The 23,181-nt window shown below is 39.3% G+C and carries 16 protein-coding genes, 3 tRNA genes, 2 rRNA genes and 1 pseudogene; 18 read left to right on the forward strand and 4 right to left on the reverse strand.

What is annotated here, in order from left to right; translation table 11 throughout:
- Window positions 1-99: 99 nt before the first annotated feature.
- The 8 genes from ACU5DF_RS00765 (at window position 100) to ACU5DF_RS00800 (ending at window position 5,459) form a co-directional block, all read left to right on the forward strand.
- On the forward strand, window positions 100-1,023 hold the full coding sequence (locus tag ACU5DF_RS00765) for a LysR family transcriptional regulator (protein ID WP_446711419.1): 924 nt from the start codon (window positions 100-102) through the stop codon (window positions 1,021-1,023).
- Window positions 1,023-1,400 (forward strand): AAA family ATPase, encoded by a 378-nt coding sequence (locus ACU5DF_RS00770; RefSeq protein ID WP_446712458.1) that lies wholly within the window; start codon window positions 1,023-1,025, stop codon window positions 1,398-1,400. The genes ACU5DF_RS00765 and ACU5DF_RS00770 overlap by 1 nt, the downstream gene beginning before the upstream one ends.
- Before the next feature lie 449 nt (window positions 1,401-1,849).
- Window positions 1,850-3,420: ribosomal RNA gene (locus ACU5DF_RS00775) — 16S ribosomal RNA — on the forward strand.
- A gap of 88 nt (window positions 3,421-3,508) precedes the next feature.
- Window positions 3,509-3,584, forward strand: a tRNA-Glu gene (locus ACU5DF_RS00780).
- A gap of 84 nt (window positions 3,585-3,668) precedes the next feature.
- Window positions 3,669-3,744, forward strand: a tRNA-Lys gene (locus ACU5DF_RS00785).
- 61 nt (window positions 3,745-3,805) lie between these two features.
- Window positions 3,806-3,881, forward strand: a tRNA-Val gene (locus tag ACU5DF_RS00790).
- Between the two features lie 345 nt (window positions 3,882-4,226).
- Window positions 4,227-4,342, forward strand: a 5S ribosomal RNA gene (rrf, locus tag ACU5DF_RS00795).
- 196 nt (window positions 4,343-4,538) lie between these two features.
- Window positions 4,539-5,459, forward strand: coding sequence for a manganese-dependent inorganic pyrophosphatase (locus tag ACU5DF_RS00800; RefSeq protein ID WP_045104031.1), 921 nt, complete (start codon window positions 4,539-4,541; stop codon window positions 5,457-5,459).
- A gap of 264 nt (window positions 5,460-5,723) precedes the next feature.
- On the opposite strand, the gene ACU5DF_RS00805 is transcribed toward ACU5DF_RS00800, so the two are convergent.
- Window positions 5,724-5,876 carry a nonsense-mediated mRNA decay protein NMD3 family protein gene (locus ACU5DF_RS00805; protein ID WP_446711420.1) on the reverse strand — a complete coding sequence of 51 codons (153 nt, stop codon included), beginning with the start codon at window positions 5,874-5,876 and terminating at the stop codon, window positions 5,724-5,726.
- A 208-nt stretch (window positions 5,877-6,084) separates the two neighbouring features.
- Window positions 6,085-6,609, reverse strand: coding sequence for a DUF2062 domain-containing protein (locus ACU5DF_RS00810; protein WP_045104029.1), 525 nt, complete (start codon window positions 6,607-6,609; stop codon window positions 6,085-6,087).
- Window positions 6,610-6,615: 6 nt separating this feature from the next.
- Here ACU5DF_RS00810 and ACU5DF_RS00815 point away from each other — a divergent pair, with 6 nt between their 5' ends.
- From ACU5DF_RS00815 to kdsB, 5 genes are read left to right on the forward strand one after another with little or no spacing between them, the layout of a single operon-like run.
- Window positions 6,616-8,922 carry a DNA internalization-related competence protein ComEC/Rec2 gene (locus tag ACU5DF_RS00815; protein ID WP_446711421.1) on the forward strand — a complete coding sequence of 769 codons (2,307 nt, stop codon included), beginning with the start codon at window positions 6,616-6,618 and terminating at the stop codon, window positions 8,920-8,922.
- Window positions 8,923-8,956: 34 nt separating this feature from the next.
- A complete protein-coding gene (msbA, locus tag ACU5DF_RS00820; protein ID WP_446711422.1) occupies window positions 8,957-10,705 on the forward strand; it encodes a lipid A ABC transporter ATP-binding protein/permease MsbA in 1,749 nt (582 codons plus the stop codon).
- On the forward strand, window positions 10,705-11,712 hold the full coding sequence (gene lpxK, locus ACU5DF_RS00825; protein WP_446711423.1) for a tetraacyldisaccharide 4'-kinase: 1,008 nt from the start codon (window positions 10,705-10,707) through the stop codon (window positions 11,710-11,712). Before msbA ends, lpxK begins: the two co-directional genes overlap by 1 nt.
- Window positions 11,693-11,890, forward strand: a complete 198-nt coding sequence (locus ACU5DF_RS00830) for a Trm112 family protein (RefSeq protein ID WP_045104025.1) — start codon at window positions 11,693-11,695, stop codon at window positions 11,888-11,890. Before lpxK ends, ACU5DF_RS00830 begins: the two co-directional genes overlap by 20 nt.
- Complete coding sequence (kdsB, locus tag ACU5DF_RS00835) at window positions 11,872-12,618, forward strand: 3-deoxy-manno-octulosonate cytidylyltransferase (protein ID WP_446711424.1); 747 nt, start codon at window positions 11,872-11,874, stop codon at window positions 12,616-12,618. Before ACU5DF_RS00830 ends, kdsB begins: the two co-directional genes overlap by 19 nt.
- Window positions 12,619-12,702: 84 nt before the next feature.
- Here kdsB and elyC read toward each other — a convergent pair whose 3' ends face one another.
- Entirely contained in the window at window positions 12,703-13,572 is an 870-nt protein-coding gene (gene elyC, locus ACU5DF_RS00840; protein ID WP_446711425.1) for an envelope biogenesis factor ElyC, read from the reverse strand.
- A gap of 134 nt (window positions 13,573-13,706) precedes the next feature.
- On the opposite strand from elyC, the gene cmoM reads away from it, so the two are divergent.
- The 4 genes and pseudogenes from cmoM (at window position 13,707) to mukB (ending at window position 21,043) form a co-directional block, all read left to right on the forward strand.
- Window positions 13,707-14,486 (forward strand): tRNA uridine 5-oxyacetic acid(34) methyltransferase CmoM, encoded by a 780-nt coding sequence (gene cmoM, locus ACU5DF_RS00845; RefSeq protein WP_446711426.1) that lies wholly within the window; start codon window positions 13,707-13,709, stop codon window positions 14,484-14,486.
- Window positions 14,487-14,511: 25 nt separating this feature from the next.
- Window positions 14,512-15,849, forward strand: a complete 1,338-nt coding sequence (mukF, locus tag ACU5DF_RS00850) for a chromosome partition protein MukF (RefSeq protein ID WP_446711427.1) — start codon at window positions 14,512-14,514, stop codon at window positions 15,847-15,849.
- Window positions 15,830-16,573 (forward strand): chromosome partition protein MukE, encoded by a 744-nt coding sequence (mukE, locus tag ACU5DF_RS00855; RefSeq protein WP_446711428.1) that lies wholly within the window; start codon window positions 15,830-15,832, stop codon window positions 16,571-16,573. Before mukF ends, mukE begins: the two co-directional genes overlap by 20 nt.
- A gap of 2 nt (window positions 16,574-16,575) precedes the next feature.
- Window positions 16,576-21,043 (forward strand): annotated as a pseudogene (mukB, locus tag ACU5DF_RS00860) (chromosome partition protein MukB).
- 111 nt (window positions 21,044-21,154) lie between these two features.
- On the opposite strand, the gene ACU5DF_RS00865 reads toward mukB, so the two are convergent.
- Complete coding sequence (locus ACU5DF_RS00865) at window positions 21,155-22,417, reverse strand: diguanylate cyclase domain-containing protein (RefSeq protein ID WP_446711429.1); 1,263 nt, start codon at window positions 22,415-22,417, stop codon at window positions 21,155-21,157.
- Window positions 22,418-22,556: 139 nt separating this feature from the next.
- Between ACU5DF_RS00865 and ACU5DF_RS00870 the strand changes: the two genes are divergently transcribed.
- Window positions 22,557-23,174 (forward strand): DNA-J related domain-containing protein, encoded by a 618-nt coding sequence (locus tag ACU5DF_RS00870; protein ID WP_446711430.1) that lies wholly within the window; start codon window positions 22,557-22,559, stop codon window positions 23,172-23,174.
- Window positions 23,175-23,181 lie beyond the last annotated feature (7 nt).

Consider the following 23,181-nt stretch of genomic DNA (forward strand, 5'->3'; position numbering starts at 1 on the left):
TTGTTGCACATAAAAAGTGTAATCAAAATCCGATAAATAGATTCTAATTCAAATCAATTACGACTATTATCCCTAAAAATGGAAAAGCATTAGTGAATCATGGTCACAAATAAACTTATTACTTTATTACCCGACTTAGCAACATATATCGTTGTTGTTAATGAAGGTAGTTTTACAGCAGCAGCTAAGAAATTGGGTGTTACACCTTCTGCATTGAGTAAATTGATTACTCGGTTAGAAAGTGCGCTATCAGTTAAGCTATTTGAGCGAACAACGCGTAGTTTATTGATTACTGAATCGGGAAAGAAGATATATCAGCAATCCGTTATTATGGTTGAGGCAGCTCAGCAGGCGATTGATATTTCGAGTTCAGAGCATATCGTGCCGTCTGGAAGCTTGACGGTTGCAGCTCCAAAAGCATTTTTAACAATAGTACTTCAACCGCTGATTACACCGTTTTTGATTAAGTATCCTAAAATCCAATTAAAGCTAAGAGCATCGGATGGTGATATCGATATGATAGCTCAAGGGATTGATGTGGTTTTTCGTTTAACCGATAAACCAACAGAAGGTTTGATCATGAAAGAGATAGGAAAGGTTAATCTCAGCTTATGCGCTAGTCCCTCTTATATAGAAGACAGAGGATTGCCAATCAACCCACATGATCTTACTCATCATGACTGTCTTTATTTAGGTGAAACGACAACAGATCATATTTGGGAATTTGTAAAAGCTGAAGAAAGCCATGTTATAGCCGTGACTGGTCGTTACGCTGTCAATCATTCGCAAATGAGATTAAATGGGGTTAAGGATGGTTTTGGTATTGGGATTTTCCCTGATTTTGTCATTAAAGAGGCGTTAGATAATAATGAGGTTGTTCCTGTTCTTTCTGATTGGCAGATAAAAGGGAATTATCATGGTGTTATCGCTATGCAATACGCTCAGAATAAATATATGCCTTCTCGTTTAAAAGTTTTTACTGAATTTGTAAAAGAGAATTTAATGAAAGAGCAGAGTAAATGATGAAGAAGTTAGAGTTACGATTATTGAGAGGCTTGCCGGGAAGTGGTAAGTCGACCTTGGCACAAAGCTTGGACTTGATACATCTTGAAGCGGATCAGTTTTTTGTGAATGAAGAGGGAGCTTATTGTTTTGACGGTACTCTTTTAAGCTCTGCTCATCAATGGTGTCAGTTACAATGTGAATTTCACTTATATCATGGTAGAAGTGTTGTCGTCGCAAATACTTTTGTAAAACAGTGGGAAATGGATGCATACAGAATAATTGCTCAAAAGTATGATGCTGTATTAGAGATAGAAGTGTGTAAAGGAAAGTTTAAAAGTACTCATAATGTCCCTGAAAATGTAATAAAAAGGATGAGAAAGGAGTGGGAAGCCTAAAAGTAGTTTACTCCTGAGTGTTTTATGTCCGCTTTGTTTGTTTTTTGAGCGCTTGGTTTTTTGTGTTTAAAAAGGGCTTGCAACTCATCATTAAATCTCTATACTTCGCTTCCGTTGTCACAGTAAACCTTTATTAGTAAGGGCTAGCAGTGATGGCAAGAAGTGAAACATTGACGCGAACGGAGTTTTCAAAAGTTGCTTGCAACTTACTTTTAGTAATTTAAATGACACTTCAAGCAAAACAAAGCGAAAGCCTAGTTTTGAGCTCTTTAATAATTAGACCTTAGCAATCTGTGTGGACACTTATGGATTGATAGTCAAAATAGCTTAACTTATTTATAAGTGAGCAACTATCAATGAACTGAGTGACTACACAAATATATTTATGTAAGAAATCAGTATTAATCATTGAGCCGGTTTTGTTTCTGCTGAAACAAACCACAAAACTTTAATTGAAGAGTTTGATCATGGCTCAGATTGAACGCTGGCGGCAGGCCTAACACATGCAAGTCGAGCGGTAACAGGAATTAGCTTGCTAATTCGCTGACGAGCGGCGGACGGGTGAGTAATGCCTGGGAATATGCCTTGGTGTGGGGGATAACTATTGGAAACGATAGCTAATACCGCATAATGTTTTTGTTTATTTGAACAAGAACCAAAGAGGGGGATCTTCGGACCTCTCGCGTCAAGATTAGCCCAGGTGAGATTAGCTAGTTGGTGGGGTAAGAGCTCACCAAGGCGACGATCTCTAGCTGGTCTGAGAGGATGATCAGCCACACTGGAACTGAGACACGGTCCAGACTCCTACGGGAGGCAGCAGTGGGGAATATTGCACAATGGGCGAAAGCCTGATGCAGCCATGCCGCGTGTATGAAGAAGGCCTTCGGGTTGTAAAGTACTTTCAGTCGTGAGGAAGGGTATGTAGTTAATAGCTGCATATCTTGACGTTAGCGACAGAAGAAGCACCGGCTAACTCCGTGCCAGCAGCCGCGGTAATACGGAGGGTGCGAGCGTTAATCGGAATTACTGGGCGTAAAGCGCATGCAGGTGGTTTGTTAAGTCAGATGTGAAAGCCCGGGGCTCAACCTCGGAACCGCATTTGAAACTGGCAAACTAGAGTGCTGTAGAGGGGGGTAGAATTTCAGGTGTAGCGGTGAAATGCGTAGAGATCTGAAGGAATACCAGTGGCGAAGGCGGCCCCCTGGACAGACACTGACACTCAGATGCGAAAGCGTGGGGAGCAAACAGGATTAGATACCCTGGTAGTCCACGCCGTAAACGATGTCTACTTGGAGGTTGTGGCCTTGAGCCGTGGCTTTCGGAGCTAACGCGTTAAGTAGACCGCCTGGGGAGTACGGTCGCAAGATTAAAACTCAAATGAATTGACGGGGGCCCGCACAAGCGGTGGAGCATGTGGTTTAATTCGATGCAACGCGAAGAACCTTACCTACTCTTGACATCCAGAGAATTCGCTAGAGATAGCTTAGTGCCTTCGGGAACTCTGAGACAGGTGCTGCATGGCTGTCGTCAGCTCGTGTTGTGAAATGTTGGGTTAAGTCCCGCAACGAGCGCAACCCTTATCCTTGTTTGCCAGCACGTAATGGTGGGAACTCCAGGGAGACTGCCGGTGATAAACCGGAGGAAGGTGGGGACGACGTCAAGTCATCATGGCCCTTACGAGTAGGGCTACACACGTGCTACAATGGCGCATACAGAGGGCTGCAAGCTAGCGATAGTGAGCGAATCCCAAAAAGTGCGTCGTAGTCCGGATCGGAGTCTGCAACTCGACTCCGTGAAGTCGGAATCGCTAGTAATCGTGAATCAGAATGTCACGGTGAATACGTTCCCGGGCCTTGTACACACCGCCCGTCACACCATGGGAGTGGGCTGCACCAGAAGTGGTTAGTTTAACCCCTTATCTTCGGATCAGGGGAGGACGATCACCACGGTGTGGTTCATGACTGGGGTGAAGTCGTAACAAGGTAGCCCTAGGGGAACCTGGGGCTGGATCACCTCCTTAAACGATAGATTACGATTTGTGAGTGTTCACACAGATTGCGAAGGTTGAAAAAATAAAGAGATTTGAAGGTGCCCGACACCTTCATAGTGTCCCGTTCGTCTAGAGGCCTAGGACACCGCCCTTTCACGGCGGTAACAGGGGTTCGACTCCCCTACGGGATACCATTTTTTCCTTATAGTTTGTTAAGTTGACGTCGTTTATAGATTATAAACGTCCTTACAACTTGCCGCCTCTAAGAAGAAAAATATGGGTCGTTAGCTCAGTTGGTAGAGCAGTTGACTTTTAATCAATTGGTCGCAGGTTCGAATCCTGCACGACCCACCATTCTTTCCACAGAGAATGGGTTTATTTCTGATAGAGTCAGGAGTAAATTGAAATATTATGTGGGCGATTAGCTCAGTTGGGAGAGCACCTCCCTTACAAGGAGGGGGTCACTGGTTCGAGCCCGGTATCGCCCACCATTTCATATGGATATACTCTTTAAATATTTTTGGAAGGATTCCAAACCAGTTCAAGAAATTGACCTAGGTTCGGATTTTTTGTGTCTGAAAATGATTAAAAAGTATTTTATCATTAACAATGTTAGTGGTTTTATATAGCTCTTTAACAATTTGGAAAGCTGACTGATTTAGCTTAATTTATTTTTACTTTTTACAAAGTAAAACAAAACAGCTCAGGCTGTAATTAAGTTAAATCAAAATTTAAAAGTTCTTAATATTTTTTATATAGAGCAACAGCTTTCCAGATTATTATATTTTCCTCGCTAATTGTAGTTTTATAGCAAGCGGGAAATATAGAAGAATTTGCTTGGCGACCATAGCGTTATGGACCCACCTGATCCCATACCGAACTCAGAAGTGAAACGTAATAGCGCCGATGGTAGTGTGGGGTTTCCCCATGTGAGAGTAGGACATCGCCAGGCTTCCAATTCGTCTTTATTTTTTATAAGAAGATAAAGACAAAAAGTAAAAGGCTCATACCGAAAGGTATGAGCCTTTTTTCGTTTATCAAAGAGATACCTATCTATATACTCGATAGTTTATATTCTATCGATACTTTCTGTTTTCAAATCGTCTCAATTTGTTAGAATAGCGCCATATTTAAAGGAGAGTAATACAATGTCAATGTATGTAGTGGGCCATAAGATCCCAGATTCAGATTCAATTTGTGGTGCAATCGCACTTGCTTACTTAAAAAATCAAATTGGTGAAGCAGCTATCCCTGCTCGCTTAGGTGAAATATCTCCTGAAACAGCATTCATCCTTGAAAAATTTGGTTTAGAAACACCTGAACTAAAAATGAGTTATGCTGGTGAAGAGGTTTATATTGTAGATCATTCTGAATTGACACAAGCACCAGACGATATTGCTGAAGCGACAATTGTAGGTATTGTTGATCACCATAAATTGGGCGATTTAACAACATCAACGCCATTAGAGTGTTGGATCCGCCCTGTTGGTTGTAGTAACACAATCATCAAAATGATGTATGACTTTTACAATGTTGAAATTCCAAAAGACATGGCTGGTATCATGTTATGTGCAATTTTAAGCGATACCGTGATCTTTAAATCACCAACATGCACAACTGCTGATATTAAGTGTGTTGAAGCACTAGCAGAGATCGCTGGTATTGAAGACTTTAAAGAATTAGGCATGGATATGTTTAAAGTAAAATCAGCAGTTGAAGGCACACCTATACGTGACCTTGTTATGCGTGATTTTAAAGACTTTAACATGAATGGTGAGCTAGTTGGTATTGGTCAACTTGAAGTTATCGACCTAGCTGTATTCGATGAAATCAAAGAAGAATTAGAAGCGGATATCGCAGCAATGAAAGTTGAAGGTAATCGTCACACTATGATTTTACTTCTAACTGATATCATGAAAGAAGGTTCAGAGTTATTAGTTGTTAGTGACAATGCAGACCTAACAGAAAAAGCTTATGGTAAAGAGACGGAGAATGGCCGCGTTTGGCTTGATGGCGTACTTAGTCGTAAGAAGCAAGTTGTTCCTCAGTTACAAGAAGTGTTTGCTTAGTTATATTGATTGAATCCAGTAAGGATCAGTATAACTATTACTGGTTAAATTAAATCAAAGCCCAGACTTAACGTTTGGGCTTTTTTCTACCCTCTAATAATACCAATTCCAGAAATTCTCTAGTCATTATTACTGGTTAAATCACATAATAGCTTCGTTAAAAATTATTTAAGTAGAATAACTACTTATCAAAATTTTTGCCTTGCTCTTAAGTGGTTTTCCTGCGTAATAAATAGACCATTTAATTAATGGCAATGGTATAATCTAAGCTGTAGCTTTTAATTTCTTTTCTTCAATAATAATCCAGGTACCGTTTCTTTTTATCACTCCACAGTCTGAACAAATCACAGTTTCTTCATTATCTGAAATGAGTAATTCATCTGAAAGGCAACACGGGCACTCTCTTAATTCATACATATTATTTCCTTTAGGCAGCGTTAAAATGGCTATAATATTTGTTTAAACCAATGGCAATGGTATTAGTTTTAGAGTAAGAATTTATATCTATATTTATACTACGATAAATATGGTGTGTTGTTTGTGTGAAAGTTAAGTTTTGTGAACTGACAGCAAAGATTTGCTGCCAGTTATAGTAAGTGACCAACTAAAAGGTATAAATTAGTTTCTAGTGAGGGTGCTTTAAACGGAGTGTTCGTTTTTTCCAACTTCTTACTACAGAATAACGCCAAAGCCCACGGATCCCAAAGTAGCCAATTAAAGCGGAAGTAATGGCACAGATAGCACAACCTAATAGAAAGGGAGGACCAATAGTAGACATTTGGGAGCCAATAAACTCCCACGATAGCTCAAAATGAAAATGTTGTGTGGGTGTAGATAATATCCAAGCTCCAATCTTATAAGCACCATAAAACAGTACCGGCATAGTTATGGGGTTACTAACCCAAACGAGGGCAATGGATAAAGGAAGGTTAACACTACATAAAATCGCCAAACCTGCAGCCATGATCATTTGGCTAGGAAGAGGGACAAATGCCATAAACAAGCCAACAGCAAAAGCGCCAGCTGCAGAGCGGCGATTTAAACACCATAAGTTAGGGTTATATAATACATTACCAAATACTTTTAATGCTTTCTGGCGTTTAATGGTTTCGTGGTTTGGTAAAAAACGTTTAATGAATTTTCTAGGCATGAGTTGATGCTTCTTTTTAATGACATACGTATAAAACTTGTAGTCGTAATTCTTATTCTTTTGTCGTCAGCCTATTGGCCAACAAACCTGCCGTCGCTTGTCGTTATATTATGCGCTTTAAGTTACATAATAGCTTTACAGTTTCCCAAGACAAAATTTATACAAGGTCTCTTTTTGGGATTAATAATTTCATCCTTACACATAACTGACTACCAAAATGCTAATCAAGCACTTTACAGCCAAGGTCATGATATTACCATCAAAGGTGAAATTCAAAGTCTAATTGCATTTAAAGAAAAAACTACCTCAATTTTAGTTCAAGTTCGTGACATTAATAGTGACTTAATGACTTTTGATGATTTAGCTTTATTAAGATTATCTATTCGTGATTATAACAAATCACTTAATGAGAATGCGTCAGAAGTAGTGTTTAAACAAGGTGAATTATGGCAGTTTGATGTGACACTTCGACCTCCTATTGGTCGACATAATGAAGTGGGCTATAAGCTTGAAGATTATGCACTAGCCAAAGGAATTCATGCTTATGGAAAAATAACAAAAGCGACATTAATTAATAAAAATGTCTCATTGCGCAACCAATGGTTCCTTAATGTCTACAGCAATACGTTAGACAAAAACTTTCAATCCCTCTTATTAGCATTAACTTTCGGTTACAAAGGTGAAATTGAATCAACAGAATGGCAGACTTTACGTTATTCAGGCCTAGCGCATTTAATGGCTATCTCCGGCTTACATATAGGTTTTGTATTTGGTATAGGTTGGTGGCTAGGCAAAATTCTAAGAATATTATATCCAAGCCGCAATGCTATTTGGTTACCTGTAATTTTCGGATGTTTGTGTGCGGTGTTTTATGCATGGCTTGCTGATTTTTCATTGCCTACTGTAAGGGCATTGATAGCTTGTTTTTTGACTTCTATTTTACTGATATTTCGATGGCATTGGCCTAGACATCTTTTACTTTTGTGGTGCTTATTTTTTTGTTTAATATTGAATCCATTTTCATCACTATCCATGAGCTTTTGGCTTTCATTTAGTGCTGTTAGTGTTGTGTTTATTTCTCTACATCTATATCAGATCCTTATTAAAGAAAAGTCATCTACTTTTATGACCCAATGGAGTCAGGTTATCTTTATTCAGTGTGGGCTTTTTATTTTCTTGGCACCTATTCAAGTTTATTTTTTCACCGGGGTAAGCTATTTATCTCCGTTCATAAATTTACTTTCGGTTCCATGGGTAAGTCTATTTACGGTCCCATTAAGCTTATTGGCAGTGCTCGCTGAACTTTTTAATTCTAAGCTCGCAGGCGTATTTTGGTCTGTTGGTGATTTATCGTTATTCCCTGTATGGTGGTTGGCTGAGAAAGCAGAGTCTTCATGGTGGCTATTACATAGCGAGATAAATCTCATCTTAGTTGTAATAATTGTACTGCTTCTATTACGTCTTATTGTCCCTTTGTCTTTATTGGTTCATCCTATTCTGTTTCTTATCATTGCGACCTTGTTGGTTAAACCGACTAATAAATGGCAAGTAGACTTTCTCGATGTAGGGCATGGTTTGTCTGTATTATTATCAGACCAAGAAAATATGGTCATTTATGATACAGGAATGAAATGGGATAGTGGCAGTATTGCCGAGAGTGTGATTGAACCTATTTTGAATCATCGAGGAGTTAAATCTATTAGTGGTTTAATTATTAGTCATTCTGACAATGATCATGCTGGTGGTCGTGAATATTTGATGAATAAATATTCAATTGATTGGCTTAGAGAAAGTGAAGAAGGAGCTGGTAGGCGGCCTTGTATAAAAGGACAGCACTGGCAGGAGGGTAATATGCTATTTACTGCTATTTGGCCTCCTAAAATGGTCAAGCGTTCTTATAATCCTCATTCTTGTGTGATCAAAGTTAAAATTGAACAATGGACTTTTTTATTAACTGGCGATATTGACGCAATTTCTGAAATGTTAATTTTAAATCAAAATGAGTTTGATGATATTGATGTATTTCTAGTCCCTCATCATGGTTCCAATACATCCTCAACAGATCGTTGGGTAAAAGAAATGAAAGGGAAAGTAGCGATAGTTTCTACAGGCCTTTTTACACCATGGAATTTACCAAGTAAGAGAATTCAAGAAAAATATAAAGAAAAACAGATAAAATGGTTAGATACTGCTCAGTTAGGGCAAATCACCATAACAAGTGATAACGAGAAATTACGATTTAAAGGTCATTCTCTGCTCAATCACAAGGTATGGTATAGAAAGCTATTTGGCGATAATCTAAATAGAGAGTAGAATAAAGGTAATTGTATATGAAGAATAAGTACTTATGACTATTGAAAAAGACGAATCTACATGGGCAACATTTAAGCGTTTATGGCCACTCATTTCACTGTATAAAGCAGGACTATGGGTTGCTGTCATCGCACTAGTGATTAATGCGTTAAGTGATACTTACATGCTTTCGTTATTAAAACCTCTATTAGATGAGGGGTTTGGTAATGCTGACTCTGATTTTTTAAAGAAAATGCCATTTATTATTTTAGCTATGATGTTTATTCGTGGTTTTAGTGGCTTTATTTCAGGTTATTGCATGAGTTGGGTGGCAAGTAACGTTGTCATGCGTATTCGTCGCCAAATTTTCAATCATTTTATGCACATGCCTGTAAGTTACTTTGATCAAGAATCAACGGGACGTTTACTTTCCCGGATAACTTATGATTCAGAGCAAGTTGCAGCGGCAACCAGTAAAGCTCTAGTAAATATTGTTCGTGAATCAGCAAGTATTCTTGGGTTACTTGGTTTAATGTTCTGGAACAGTTGGCAGCTATCGCTGGTTCTTGTTGTTGTTGCACCTATCGTTGCATTTGCGATCAGTTTTGTTTCTAAGCGCTTTAGAAAGATCAGTAAAAATATGCAAACAGCGATGGGTTCATTAACAGCAACGTCTGAGCAAATGCTGAAAGGCCATAAAGTAGTACTTAGTTACGGGGGGCAAAAAGTGGAGGCTGATCGTTTTGATGACATCAGTAATCACATGCGTCAACAAGGTATGAAAATGGTGGTGGCTCAAGGTTTAGCTAACCCTATTATTCAAATGATTGCATCTTTAGCTTTAGTTACGGTTTTATACCTAGCAAGCGTAGACTCTATTAAAGAAACCTTAACACCGGGTACGTTTACTGTTGTTTTCTCTGCAATGTTTGGTTTATTACGTCCACTAAAAGGCTTAACTAGCGTAACTTCTGATTTTCAACGTGGTATGGCAGCGTGTCAAACCTTGTTTGAATTGATGGATATGGATCAAGAAAAAGACAATGGTACGATTGAGAAAGATGTAGTAAAAGGTGATATTCAAGTTAATGATGTTACTTTTACTTACCCAACAGCTGAAGGTCCAGCATTACGAAATGTGAGTTTTGATTTGCCGGCAGGTAAAACAATAGCTTTAGTCGGTCGTTCTGGTTCAGGTAAGAGTACCATTGCTAATTTATTTACGCGTTTTTATGATGTAGATTCGGGTGGAATCGTTTTAGATGACGATAAAGTAGAAGATTACAAGCTTACAAATTTACGTAAACACTTTGCGCTAGTATCTCAAAATGTACACTTATTTAATGATACGGTCGCAAACAATATTGCTTATGCATCAGAAGGTAAGTTTAGTAGAGAGCAGATCGAAAAAGCAGCTGAGCTTGCTTATGCCTCTGATTTCATTAATAAGATGGAGTTGGGCTTTGATACCATGATTGGTGAAAACGGCGCAAGTTTATCCGGTGGGCAGCGTCAACGTATCGCTATTGCTCGTGCACTATTACAAAATGCGCCAGTACTAATTCTTGATGAAGCAACATCAGCGCTTGATACTGAATCAGAGAAAGCTATTCAATCGGCATTAGATGAGCTACAAAAAGATAAAACAGTACTTGTGATTGCACATCGATTATCAACCATTGAAGATGCAGATCAGATCTTAGTGATTGATGAAGGTGAAGTCGTAGAACGCGGTAACCATCATGAATTATTAGCGCATGATGGTGCTTATGCACAGTTACACCGTATTCAGTTTGGTGATTAATGATTGAGAAAATTTGGTTTGATAACCATTTTTTAGGAAAGCTATTGTGGCCGCTTCTTTGGCCACTTAGCTGCTTATTTAAATGGATAGCATCTAAACGTAAAGCGGATTATCAATCAGGTAAGAAGTCGAGTTATCGCTCATCAGTCCCTGTTGTCGTAGTAGGGAATATTACCGCTGGTGGTAATGGTAAAACACCTGTAGTTGTGTGGTTGGTAGAGCAATTGCAGCAAAAAGGCTACAAAGTCGGCGTCGCTTCTCGTGGCTATGGTGGTAAAGCACCACATTACCCTTATTTATTGACTGAAACGACAACGCCTGATATTTCAGGTGATGAGCCGGTATTGATTAAGCAGCGTACTAAAGCAGATGTTGCGATTGCCCCTGTTCGTAGTGAGGCTGTTAAAATGCTTGAGCAGCAAGGCGTGGATATCATTATTACCGATGATGGTTTACAACATTACGCCTTACAGCGTGATGTCGAATTTATTATTATTGATGGTAAGCGCCGTTTTGGAAACGAACAATACATTCCACTTGGTCCATTAAGGGAAGGTATCGAGCGACTATCAACGGTTGATTTCTTAATTTGTAATGGTGAGCAGCCTCAACAAAATGAAATATCGATGAAGCTGACTCCAAGCCATGCGATTAATTTAGTCACTGGGGAAAAATGTCCGGTTACTTCATTATCAAGCTTGGTGGCATTTGCCGGTATTGGGCATCCTCCTCGTTTCTTTGATACATTGAGTTTGCTTAACGCTGATGTCGTGCACACTCAAGGTTTTGGCGATCATAAAGCCTTCGAACCAACAGAAATTCAAAACTTAATGCAGTATGGTGAGCAATTAATAATGACGGAAAAAGATGCGGTTAAGTGTCAGTCTTTTGCTCAGTCGTCATGGTGGTATTTACCAGTTGATGCCAAATTCCCAGAAGAAAAAGCACAACAAATATTAAATAAAATTATAGAGGTAAAAGAACAATATGGATTATCGTCTTCTTGAAATCGTTGCTTGTCCTGTGTGTAATGGAAAACTTAACTACGATAAAGATAAGCAAGAATTGATCTGTAAAATTGATCGTCTTGCATACCCAATCAAAGAAGGTATTCCAGTAATGATTGAACCTGAAGCTCGTCGTATGACAATGGAAGAGGTAGAGTTATGTCGTTCACAGTTATAATTCCGGCTCGTTATCAATCAACACGTTTACCCGGTAAACCATTGGCAGATATTTGTGGCAAACCGATGATCCAATGGGTTTACGAACAAGCATCAAAAGCGGGAGCTGATCGCGTTATTATTGCAACCGATGACCCTCGTATTGAGGCCGTAGTTAAAAGTTTTGGTGGTGATGTATGCATGACATCACCCGATCACGAGTCAGGCACAGAGCGTCTAGCTGAAGTGATTGAAAAATGTAATATTACAGCTGATGAAATCGTTGTGAATGTTCAAGGCGATGAGCCTCTGATCCCACCAAGTATCATTCAGCAAGTAGCACAAAACTTAGCGGATTCTGTTGCGCCAATGGCAACGTTAGCAGTAGCGATTGATGAAGAAGATGATGTCTTTAACCCAAATGCCGTAAAAGTGGTTACTGATGCGGAAGGGTACGCACTGTACTTTAGTCGAGCTTCGATCCCATGGGATCGTGATGCGTTTGCACAAGGTGAGTCACTAACCGCGAATCCATTACTACGTCATATTGGAATTTATGCTTACCGTGCTGGTTTCATTAATACTTATATCAATTGGCAGCCAAGCGTACTTGAAAAAATTGAGTGTTTAGAACAATTACGAGTGCTTTGGTATGGTGAGAAAATCCATGTAGCAGTGGCAAAAGAATCGCCAGCCGCAGGAGTCGATACCCCTGAAGACCTAGATAAAGTAAGAGCAATATTAGCTTAATTGTCCCTTTTTCTTAAGTGATTTTAACGCATAATAAAAGCCCAAAACTATGTGAGCCATAGTTTTGGGCTTTTTCTTGTTAAATTATTTATCTTTTTTATTTGGTAGTGGGAGTGATTCTTTTATTTCATCTACCTTATCAATAACATCTTCAAATTCTAATTTAGGTGTGTCTTGAGCTTGTTGCTCTTGTGCCATGAGTAGATCCTTTAATTGCATGAACCAACGTCCCATTTGTTCATACCAGTATCGTTCAGACTGTTCTAAATATTTTGCTTTAGGTGCGTATTTTTCCCACGGCTGCTTAATTTCAGAGTGAGCTAAATAATTGGTTGGTGCAGGTGTTGGTTTTAAGCCTAATTGATGGAACTCTTCCATTGCTCTTGGCATATGGCTTGCGGAAGTAACGAGAACTAAGTTGCTTTTATTTACAGCATTAAGCGTTTGAATAGCCTCTTCATGAGTATCTCGAGCATTTTCGAGTAAAAGTATATCTGATTTATTTACCCCTAACGAAAGAGCCACGCGAGCCATCATTCGAGCATGGCTGACCGTTGTACCAACGCTATAACCAGATAAAATTAATTTAGCGCCAGGGTACATTCGATAGATCCTAATGCCTTCAGTTAATCTCATCACCGCAGCTCGTGATAGCTCAGAAATTGGAGAGATATTATCATCAACAACATGGCCATTCCCTAAAACCAATACGTATTCGACTGGCACATCAGGAGCTATGAATGAGGGATATATACGTTCTGTTGATTTTAAAAGTGGGGTAGTGACTGGCTGAAAAGAGAGCACGAAGAGCCCAATAAGAGACAGAGTCAGTAAAAAAGAGGCAAATCCTTTCCTTTTTGAAAACCATAAAATAAATAGGCCGATGAACCCAATAAGGAGTAATCCTGGTAAGGGCATGAGCATTGATGATACAAACTTCTTTAACTCAAACATATTTTTGACTATTACCGATGATATAGAATGAAAAATCACCACTTGAGAGCAAAAAACAGCGTCATGCTGTTACTTCCTTGAGCTCTTATGCGACAATGCTTGTTTCCAATAGATAATATCATAACTTAACCACAGTGAATAAAGACCGTAATTTCGACGACATCGCCCACAAATTTGCAAAGAACATTTATGGTTCAGACAAAGGCGAGATCCGTCAAACTATTGTATGGCAAGATATGGAAACCATCTTAGTTAATAATCAAGCAAATTCTGCGCCACTTACTGTGTTAGACGCAGGAGGAGGGATAGGGCAAGTATCTCAACAAATTGCTAAACTAGGGCATCTCGTTACTTTATGTGATATCTCTTCAGAAATGTTAAAGTTAGCAAAAGAATCAGTGAAAGATAATGGTCTACTATCTCAGTATCAATTTATTCATTCAGCTGTACAAAAAATTGAACAGCATAAAGTTGGTAAGGTTGATATTCTACTCTTCCATGCAGTAATGGAATGGTTAGATGATCCAAAAACAGCCCTAGATATTCTATTGAAGCAAGTAAAGCCTGGTGGTTATGCTTCGATTATGTTTTATAATCACCACGGTTTAGTATTAAAAAATGTGATTTGTGGCAATATTCCTCATGTTTTAGATGGAATGCCACATAGAAAACGGTTTAAGTTACAACCACAAAAAGGCTTAATGCCAAATGAGGTTTACCAGTGGATTGAAGACGCTGGTTATGAAATTCAAGGAAAGTCGGGTATTCGCTCATTTCATGATTACATTGGTAATATGGAATACATGGGGGACTACCAAATCGAAGACGTGCTAAAACTAGAAGAGCAGTTATGCCGTCAAGAACCTTATCTCTCTCTTGGTCGTTATATTCACGTATGGGCGAAGAGAAAATAATAATGATGTACACAAAGGATACACAATGAGTGAGTTTTCTAATGCTGTTACAGACCAAACGGTTGATGAACTGGTTGGCTGGGTAAAGCAGCACGATTTCTCATTGAACTTGCCGACTGAACGTCTGGCATTTTTGTTGGCCATTGCTGTTCTCAGTAATGAAAGATTTGATGATGAGCTGGGTGAAGGTGAACTTCACGATGCGTTTGGTATCATCAGTGGTTTATTTGGTCAATCCAATGACACCATTGCTTTTCGTGCGAACAATGCAATCAATGAATTAGTAAAACAACGTTTAATTAGTCGTTTTAGTGGTGAAAGTACCGATGGAATGAACATCTATCGTCTAACACCATTAGCGATTGGTATTACCGATTATTACGTACGCCACCGTCAATTCTCTAAATTGAAGCTTTCTATTCAGTTGGCGATGGTTGCTGAAGAAATCCAAAAGGCATCGAAAGCGGCTGAAAAAGGTGGCGAAGCGAAGCACTGGCGTAAAAATGTATTCGGTGTTCTGAAATATTCTGTTGGAGAGATCTTTGATCGTATCGATCTAAACCAGCGTGTAATGGATGAACAACAACAATCAGTTAAAGAAGAAATTGCAGAGCTGCTAAACCAAAACTGGCGTGATGCGATTTCTAGCTGTGAAAAGCTGCTTGATGAAACCTCTGGTAACCTACGTGAATTGCAAGATTCATTGCAAGCGGCGGGAGATCAACTCCAAACAGAATTGCTGAATATTCAAGAAATTGTTTATGGCAAAGAAGAATTGGATTTTATTGATGCCTTACTGTATTCATTGCAAATGAAGCTTGACCGCATTGTCAGTTGGGGACAGCAAGCGATTGATCTATGGATTGGCTACGACAGACACGTACATAAATTTATTCGTACTGCGATTGATATGGATAAAAACCGTGCGTTCAGTCAACGTCTACGTGATTCAGTGAAAGGCTACTTTGATGCGCCTTGGCTATTAACGTATGCCGATACCGAACGATTACGAGATATGCGTGATGAAGCCTTAATTCTACGTGACGATGAAGTTACCGGTATTGTTCCAGATGAAATGGAATATGAAGAGTTAAGTGTAATCACAGATATTTTAGCAGAACAAGTGAGTGAAATGCTTCAGTGTCATAAAGAAACGGGTGAAGCAATTGATTTAAGCCGTATACTTAAGAGCTATTTAACGACTTATCCTCATTATCAGCACTTTGATCTTGCCCGATTAGTGGTAGATCAAGCGGTGCGTCTCGGTTATTCAGAAGCCGATTTCCAAGCCGTTCAACCTGATTGGCAATCTATTAACGAATTCGGTGCTAAGGTACAAGCAAATGTCATTGACAAATATTGAAGAATTTATGCCAGAGAAGTTAGCAAAAGCAATTGCTAACCCATTATTTCCAGCATTAGACAGTTTATTACGTTCTGGCCGTCATATTGCTAGCGAAGATTTAGATAACCATGCGTTATTATGTGAATTTGAACATGAACTCGGTATGTTCTATCAGCGCTATCATGCAGAATTAGTAAAAGCACCTGAAGGTTTCTTTTATTTACGTCCACGCTCAAGCTCTTTAATTGCACGTAGTGTGCTGGCTGAGATGGATATGTTGGTTGGTAAAGTCTTGTGTTTCTTATACCTAAGTCCAGAGCGTTTGGCGCACGAAGGTATTTTTACTAACCAAGAGTTGTTTGATGAGCTATTAGTGTTAGCGGATGAACAGAAGCTAATGAAGTTAGTGACTAACCGTGCATCAGGTTCTGACTTAGATAAAGAAAAACTGTTTGATAAAGTTCGTACTTCACTACGTCGTTTAAAGCGTCTAGGTATGATCATTCAAGTTGGTGAGCAAGGTAAATTCCGTATCAGTGAAGCGGTATTCCGTTTTGGTGCTGATGTTCGCTCTAATGATGATATGAAAGAAGCACAATTACGCTTAATCCGTGATGGTGAAGCGGTTGTGGTTCATCAAGAAGAATCGAGCCAATCAAGCTTTGATCTTGATGAAAATACGAAGTTAGATGATACGCCGGCTGAAGAGCAGCATGAATTAGAATTGGAAGGTGATGCATGAGCATGATTGAACGTGGTAAATATCAATCACTCACCATGGTTAACTGGAACGGCTTTTTTGCACGTACCTTTGATATTGATAATCTAGTAACGACACTTTCTGGTGGTAACGGTGCTGGTAAATCGACCACGATGGCCGCGTTTATCACAACACTAATTCCAGACCAATCGCTACTGCATTTCCGCAACACAACTGAAGCGGGTAGCTCACAAGCATCTCGTGATAAAGGTCTACACGGTAAATTAAAGCCGGGTGCATGTTATGCTGCATTAGACGTTGTGAACTCACGCAATCAACGCGTTCTTTTTGCGGTTAAATTACAGCAAGTTGCTGGCCGTGATAAGAAAGTAGACATCAAACCTTTCATCGTTGTTGGTCTTCCAAGTCATGTGAAACCAACGGATTTAATGATTGAATCTGTTTCTGATAACCAAGCTCGTGTTCGTCAAATTAACGAAGTAAAAGACATTGTTGCAGAATACGAAGGTGTTCAGTTCAAAGCGTTTAACTCAGTTACTGATTATCATGCGCAAATGTTTGATTACGGTGTTTTGCCTAAGAAACTTCGTAATACTAGCGATCGTTCTAAATTCTATCGTTTAATTGAGGCCTCTTTATACGGTGGTATCTCAAGTGCAATCACGCGTTCTTTACGTGATTATTTGCTGCCTCAAAATGGTGGTGTGAAAAAAGCCTTCCAAGATATGGAAGCGGCATTGCGTGAAAACCGCATGACGTTAGAAGCCATTAAAACAACACAGACTGATCGTGACTTATTTAAGCACTTAATTACAGAATCAACCAACTATGTTGCGTCTGATTACATGCGCCATGCAAATGATCGTCGTAAAAAACTGGAGCAAACATTAACGCACCGTGTTGAGTTAATGAATGCACAAAGTAGCTTAGTGGGCTTATCTTCTGTATTAAATAATATGCAGAGTGAGCTAGAACTGCTGACTGATTCTGAATCAGGTCTTGAACAAGATTATCAAGCCGCGTCAGATCATCTTCAATTAGTGCAAACAGCCGTTCGCCAACAAGAGAAGATTGAACGTTACTCTGAAGATCTAGAAGAGCTAACAGAGCGTCTAGAAGAGCAAGTGATGGTGGTGGAAGAAGCCGCTGAACAACTTGCGATGTCAGAAGAGCAAGCACAACTAACTGAAGACGAAGTTGATAGCCTTAAAACACAACTTGCAGACTACCAACAAGCGTTGGATATGCAGCAAACTCGTGCGCTTCAATATCAACAAGCCGTTAAAGCGCTTGAAAAAGCACAGCAGCTAACAGCGAATGATGATTTAACACAAAACAATGCAGTAGATCTTCAATCAGAGTTAAAAGCAAAAGAAGAGCGTCAAACCACTGCGCTTCTTGCGATTAAACATAAGCTGGATCTTTCTTCTGCAGCTGTTCAACAATTTGAACGTGGCTTAGCATTAGTGACCTCAATTGCCGGTTATGTTGAGCGTAATGAAGCGTCAGATAAAGCGAAGGCCTTAATTGAACAAGCTCGACAGTTCAGCAATATTGCTGAGCGTGCAGAACAGCTTAAAGCGCAATATAAAGATTTAGAGCGTGCAGTGCGTTTACAGCGTCAAGCTCAAGAATTAGCGACTGAATATACAAAACGTTTTAATATCACGGTTGATTCTGAAATCGTACTTGAAGAAGAACAAGCTCGTCATGAAGAGATGCTTGAAACCGTTCAAGAACAACAAGAAAATATCATTGATAAGCGTTCAGAGCTAAAGCGTCAAGAACAGCAACTTCGTTCTGAAACTCAGCGTTTAGAATCGATCGCACCAAAATGGATTGCAAGTAATGACGCGCTGCATAAACTGAATGATCAATGTGGTATTGAATTAAAAGATAGCCACATGGTTATCAGCCAGATGCAAGAAACGTTAGAAAACGAGCGTGTCCTTTCTACTAACAAAGATCGTCTTGCTGCTCGTAAAGATGAGCTTGATGGTGAGATTGAACGTTTAGCTGCCCCAGGTGGTAGTGGTGATGCTCGTCTTAAAGGCCTTGCTGATACATTAGGTGGCGTACTACTTTCTGAAATTTATGATGATATTACGCTAAGTGATGCTCCGTATTTCAGCTCGCTTTACGGCCCAGCTCGTCATGCTATTGTTGTTTCTGACTTATCTGGTATTAAAGAGAAATTGGTTGATCTTGATGATTGCCCAGATGATCTTTATATCATTGAAGGCGACATTGACGCGTTTGATGACAGTGTATTTGATGCTGACGAAATGGAGAATGCCGTTTGTGTTCATCTAAATGATCGCCAAATGCGTTACTCTCGTTTCCCTGAGTTACCATTGTTTGGTCGTGCCGCTCGTGAACAACGTTTAGATACATTACGTGAAGAGCGTGAAATCGCCGTTGAAGAGCACGCAAAAGCAGCGTTTGATTCACAAAAACTTCAACGTTTATACCAAAGCTTTAATGGTTTCGTATCAACACACCTTGCTGTGGCGTTTGATGCCGATCCAGAAGTTGAATTGAAAAAAGTACGTGAGCAATTATCACAAGCAAGCCGTCAATTAAATGAATTGATAGCGACTGAGCAGCAACATAAATCTCAAATTTTAGCGTCAAAAGAGGCACTGTCTCAATTAGCGAAAATTGCACCACACATTAATGTGCTTGAAGATGAAACCATCACTGAGCGCTTTGAAGAGATCAGTGTTCAAGTTGAGCAAGTATCAGAAGCCCAAAGTTTCCTACGTCAAAATGGCAAAGCGATTGTAGAGTTAGAAAGTCTGCAACGTGCTCTAGAAGTGGATCCTGAGCAATTTGATGCATTAAAAGCTGAACATGAGCAAATTGATGCTCAATTACAAAGTATTAAAACTCAGTTGTTTGCTATTTCTGATTTAGTAGAGCGTCGTCATCACTTCGGTTATGAAGATGCGGTGGCATTGCTTGATAAGAGCAGTGAGCTAAACGAGCAACTTAAAGCAAAATTAGTACAAGCAGAACAAGCGCGTACTAAAGCGAAAGAGCAACAAAAGCAATCACAAGCTCAAGCAAACCAATACAACCAAGTAATGGCGTCGCTGAAGAGTTCACATCAAGCGAAACAAGAAACCGTTCAAGAGTTCAAGCGTGAACTGCAAGAATTTGGTGTTCATGCAGATCAAAGCGCACTAGAACGTGCTGAAGTTCGTAAAGGTGAATTGAACGAGCGTCTACACAGTTCTCGTGGTCGTAAGAGTGAGCTTGAAAAAGGCATCACATCAAACGAACTTGAGATTAAAGGTCTAGCTAAACGCTCTCGTAAAGTTGAAAAACTGTACAAAGAGTTGCGTACTTTTGTAGTTAATGCAAAAGCAGGTTGGTGTTCAGTTCTACGTTTAGCTCGTGAAAATGATGTTGAGCGTCGTCTACACAAACGTGAATTAGCGTATTTAAGTGCGGAAGAGTTACGTTCAATGTCAGATAAATCATTGGGTGCGCTTCGTCTAGCTGTCGCGGATAATGAAGACCTACGTGATTCGTTACGTGCGTCTGAAGATACAAGTAAGCCAGAGCGTAAGGTTCTATTCTACATTGCGGTATACCAACACCTTCGTGAGCGTATTCGTCAGGATATCATCCATACGGATGATCCAGTTGAAGCAATTGAAGAGATGGAAAACCGAGCTTGGTCGTTTGACTGAAGAGCTAACATCTCGTGAGAATCGCTTAGCATTAAGTTCTGAAAGTGTTGCGAACATTATTCGTAAGACAATTCAGCGTGAGCAAAACCGTATTCGTATGTTAAACCAAGGTCTATCTCAAATTGGTTTTGGTCAAGTAACAGGTGTTCGCTTAAATGTGGGTATTCGTGAAACGCATGCGACGTTATTAGCTGGTCTGTCTGAGCATCAAGCACAGCACCAAGATTTGTTTGGTAACCCTCGCTTTACGTTCTCTGAAGCGATTGCGAAACTATTCCAACGTATTAATCCACATATCGATGTTGGTCAACGTTCACCACAAACATTAGGTGAAGAGTTACTTGATTACCGTAACTACCTAGAGCTGAACATTGAAGTAAACCGTGGTGCTGATGGTTGGTTACAAGCAGAGTCGGGTGCATTATCAACAGGTGAAGCTATTGGTACAGGTCAAGCGATCCTACTAATGGTTATCCAAAGTTGGGAAGATGAGTCCCGTCGTCTTCGTAGCAAAGATATTATGCCTTGTCGTCTATTGTTCTTGGATGAAGCGGCACGTCTAGATGGTAAATCTATCGCAACGTTATTTGAATTGTGTGACCGTTTGGATATGCAATTACTTATCGCGGCACCAGAGAATATCAGCCCAGAGAAAGGTACGACTTATAAGCTGGTTCGTAAGATCTTTAAAGATCGTGAGCACGTTCATGTGGTTGGCTTGAAAGGTTTTGGGCAAGATACAGCGGCAAGCCGAACTCAGCAAACGCTAGAAGAAGCAGAGATTTCTGAATAACGGTGAGTTAAGTTTGTTAATTAGATAAATAAAATGGCAGTCAGAAATGGCTGCCATTTTTTATGGATTGATGCTTTAAAGTAAACGAATATTCATCAGGTAAATAGTTGTTTAGTTGTTATCTTCTTGGTATAGAGTGAAAGAGTTATGTTCACTATTTTTAGACATATACATCGCTTTATCTGCAGAGGTAAGTAAATTATCGACGGTAGTGTGCTGTTTTACTTGAATGACGCCACCAAAACTAGCGCTTACAGTTAGGGAGTTGTTCTTGTATTTTAATGGCTTAGTAAATGCGGTCTGAATGCTATTTACCAAGGTAACCATTTCAGAATCACTAGAGATCGTAGAGATAAGTAAAACAAACTCATCCCCTCCAATACGCGCTAATGTGGCTTTATCTTTGATAACTTTTTCAATCAAACTGCTGACATGGCAAAGCATTGCATCACCAGCGGCATGACCATATTGATCATTAATAGGTTTGAATTTATCCAAATCAATAAAGATGAGTCCGACGCGTTCTGTTTCAGAACCCGTCTTTAACGATTCTTCGATTAATGTGATTAGGTAGTTTAAGTTAGCGACTTTAGTTAAACAGTCATGATTTGCCTGATATTTAAGTTTAATGGCTAGTTTTTCGGTTTGGTTTAGTGATTCTTTTAGGTTTTTAACTAGAGGTAGGATCAATAAAACACCACTTAATGCGGCAAATAGTGCCAAAATAAACCCAATAAATAAGATTTGTTCAGATAACTGATCTTTCTTTGGGACAGGTAAAATGATTTCTCGTATGCCTCGGAACTCATTTTCTTCCCATTGTCGGCCTAAATTATATTTATCTGAATTATGACAAGTTAGGCAATTTTTCTTCATATAGATAGGTTTAGCTAATCGAACTAAATCATTTTCTTCTAAGTAGCCTTGCTCATAAGTCAATATGTAAGGTTCTTCCCCTTTTGATAAGGTCTCTAGCGCGTGTTGAGCAAAAGGAGTTAACTGACGTAGCTTTTTATTTTCAAATGGATAGTTACTGTAAATATCAACATAGAGACCAGGAATGTCTTGGCTTAAATGGTTACCGAATGAGTTGCTGAACGTGATCGGGTAGGGAAGTTTATCCAGAGTATCTAGGTAATCGGTTGAGACTTCAACCCCCGCATGTTTGGCATTTGGAAGAATATTTTTAGAGTAAAATTCATGTAATGATGAGAGTGTATCGGAATACACCATTGCAATGTCTTGAGTGATTCTTTTATAAATCATTTCTTTATAAGCGTTACTGCCTAATAGAAATAAAACAGAAATAGCAGTAATGTATAGAAAGACTATACTAATGGTATGCTGGACGATGAAATTTTTAACTCTAATCATGGTATACCTTAACATTGGATAGATTTTAGTATACATTTATCGGTACGCCGTTTCAATTGTGTGTATTTAACATTTCTTACCATTGATAATTTTAAAAATGACGTTACGATAAAACATACGTTGTTAATGGAGATAAAAGATGCTTGGGAATCAAAGTATTGAAGAGATAAGAACTGAATTTGAAAATCCATTAGTCTGGCCGTTGTTTGAGGTATTACAGCAGCAAGGTAACGGATGGAAGGTACATACCTTATCGACTTATTTAATTGAGAAAGGCATTCTTAGCCAGTTAGATGAGATTCCTGAAAAGGATTTATTCAAGCGTAATTTTTTAATCATGAATGCACTATATCAACTTCAAGAAGAGCTCTATCCTGAGCAGTGGCTGCAAGTTGAAGCAATGAATATTGAATTGTTTTCTAAATATGAATCCAATTGCCATAATCATGCGATTGATACTGAGCACCCTTTGCGAGAATATTATTTGGATTGGACAAATTACCAGGTTGAAGAAGGGGAAGTTAAGCGTTTATTGAATGAGTTTTGGAGTAGTTATCGCCGCTACCTTGGTGGCTGTAACTCTGTAAGAATGGATCGTATTCAAGCATTAAAGTTATTTGGTTTATCAGAAAGTGCCACTGCAAAAGATATTCGAAAGCAATGGCGAAAATTGGCCATGAAGCATCACCCAGACCGCGAAACAGGGAATGTTGAAAAATTTAGAGTGATGTGCGAAGCGTGGAACCTATTACGTTAGTTATCAG

This window comes from Aliivibrio wodanis (assembly GCF_052920805.1).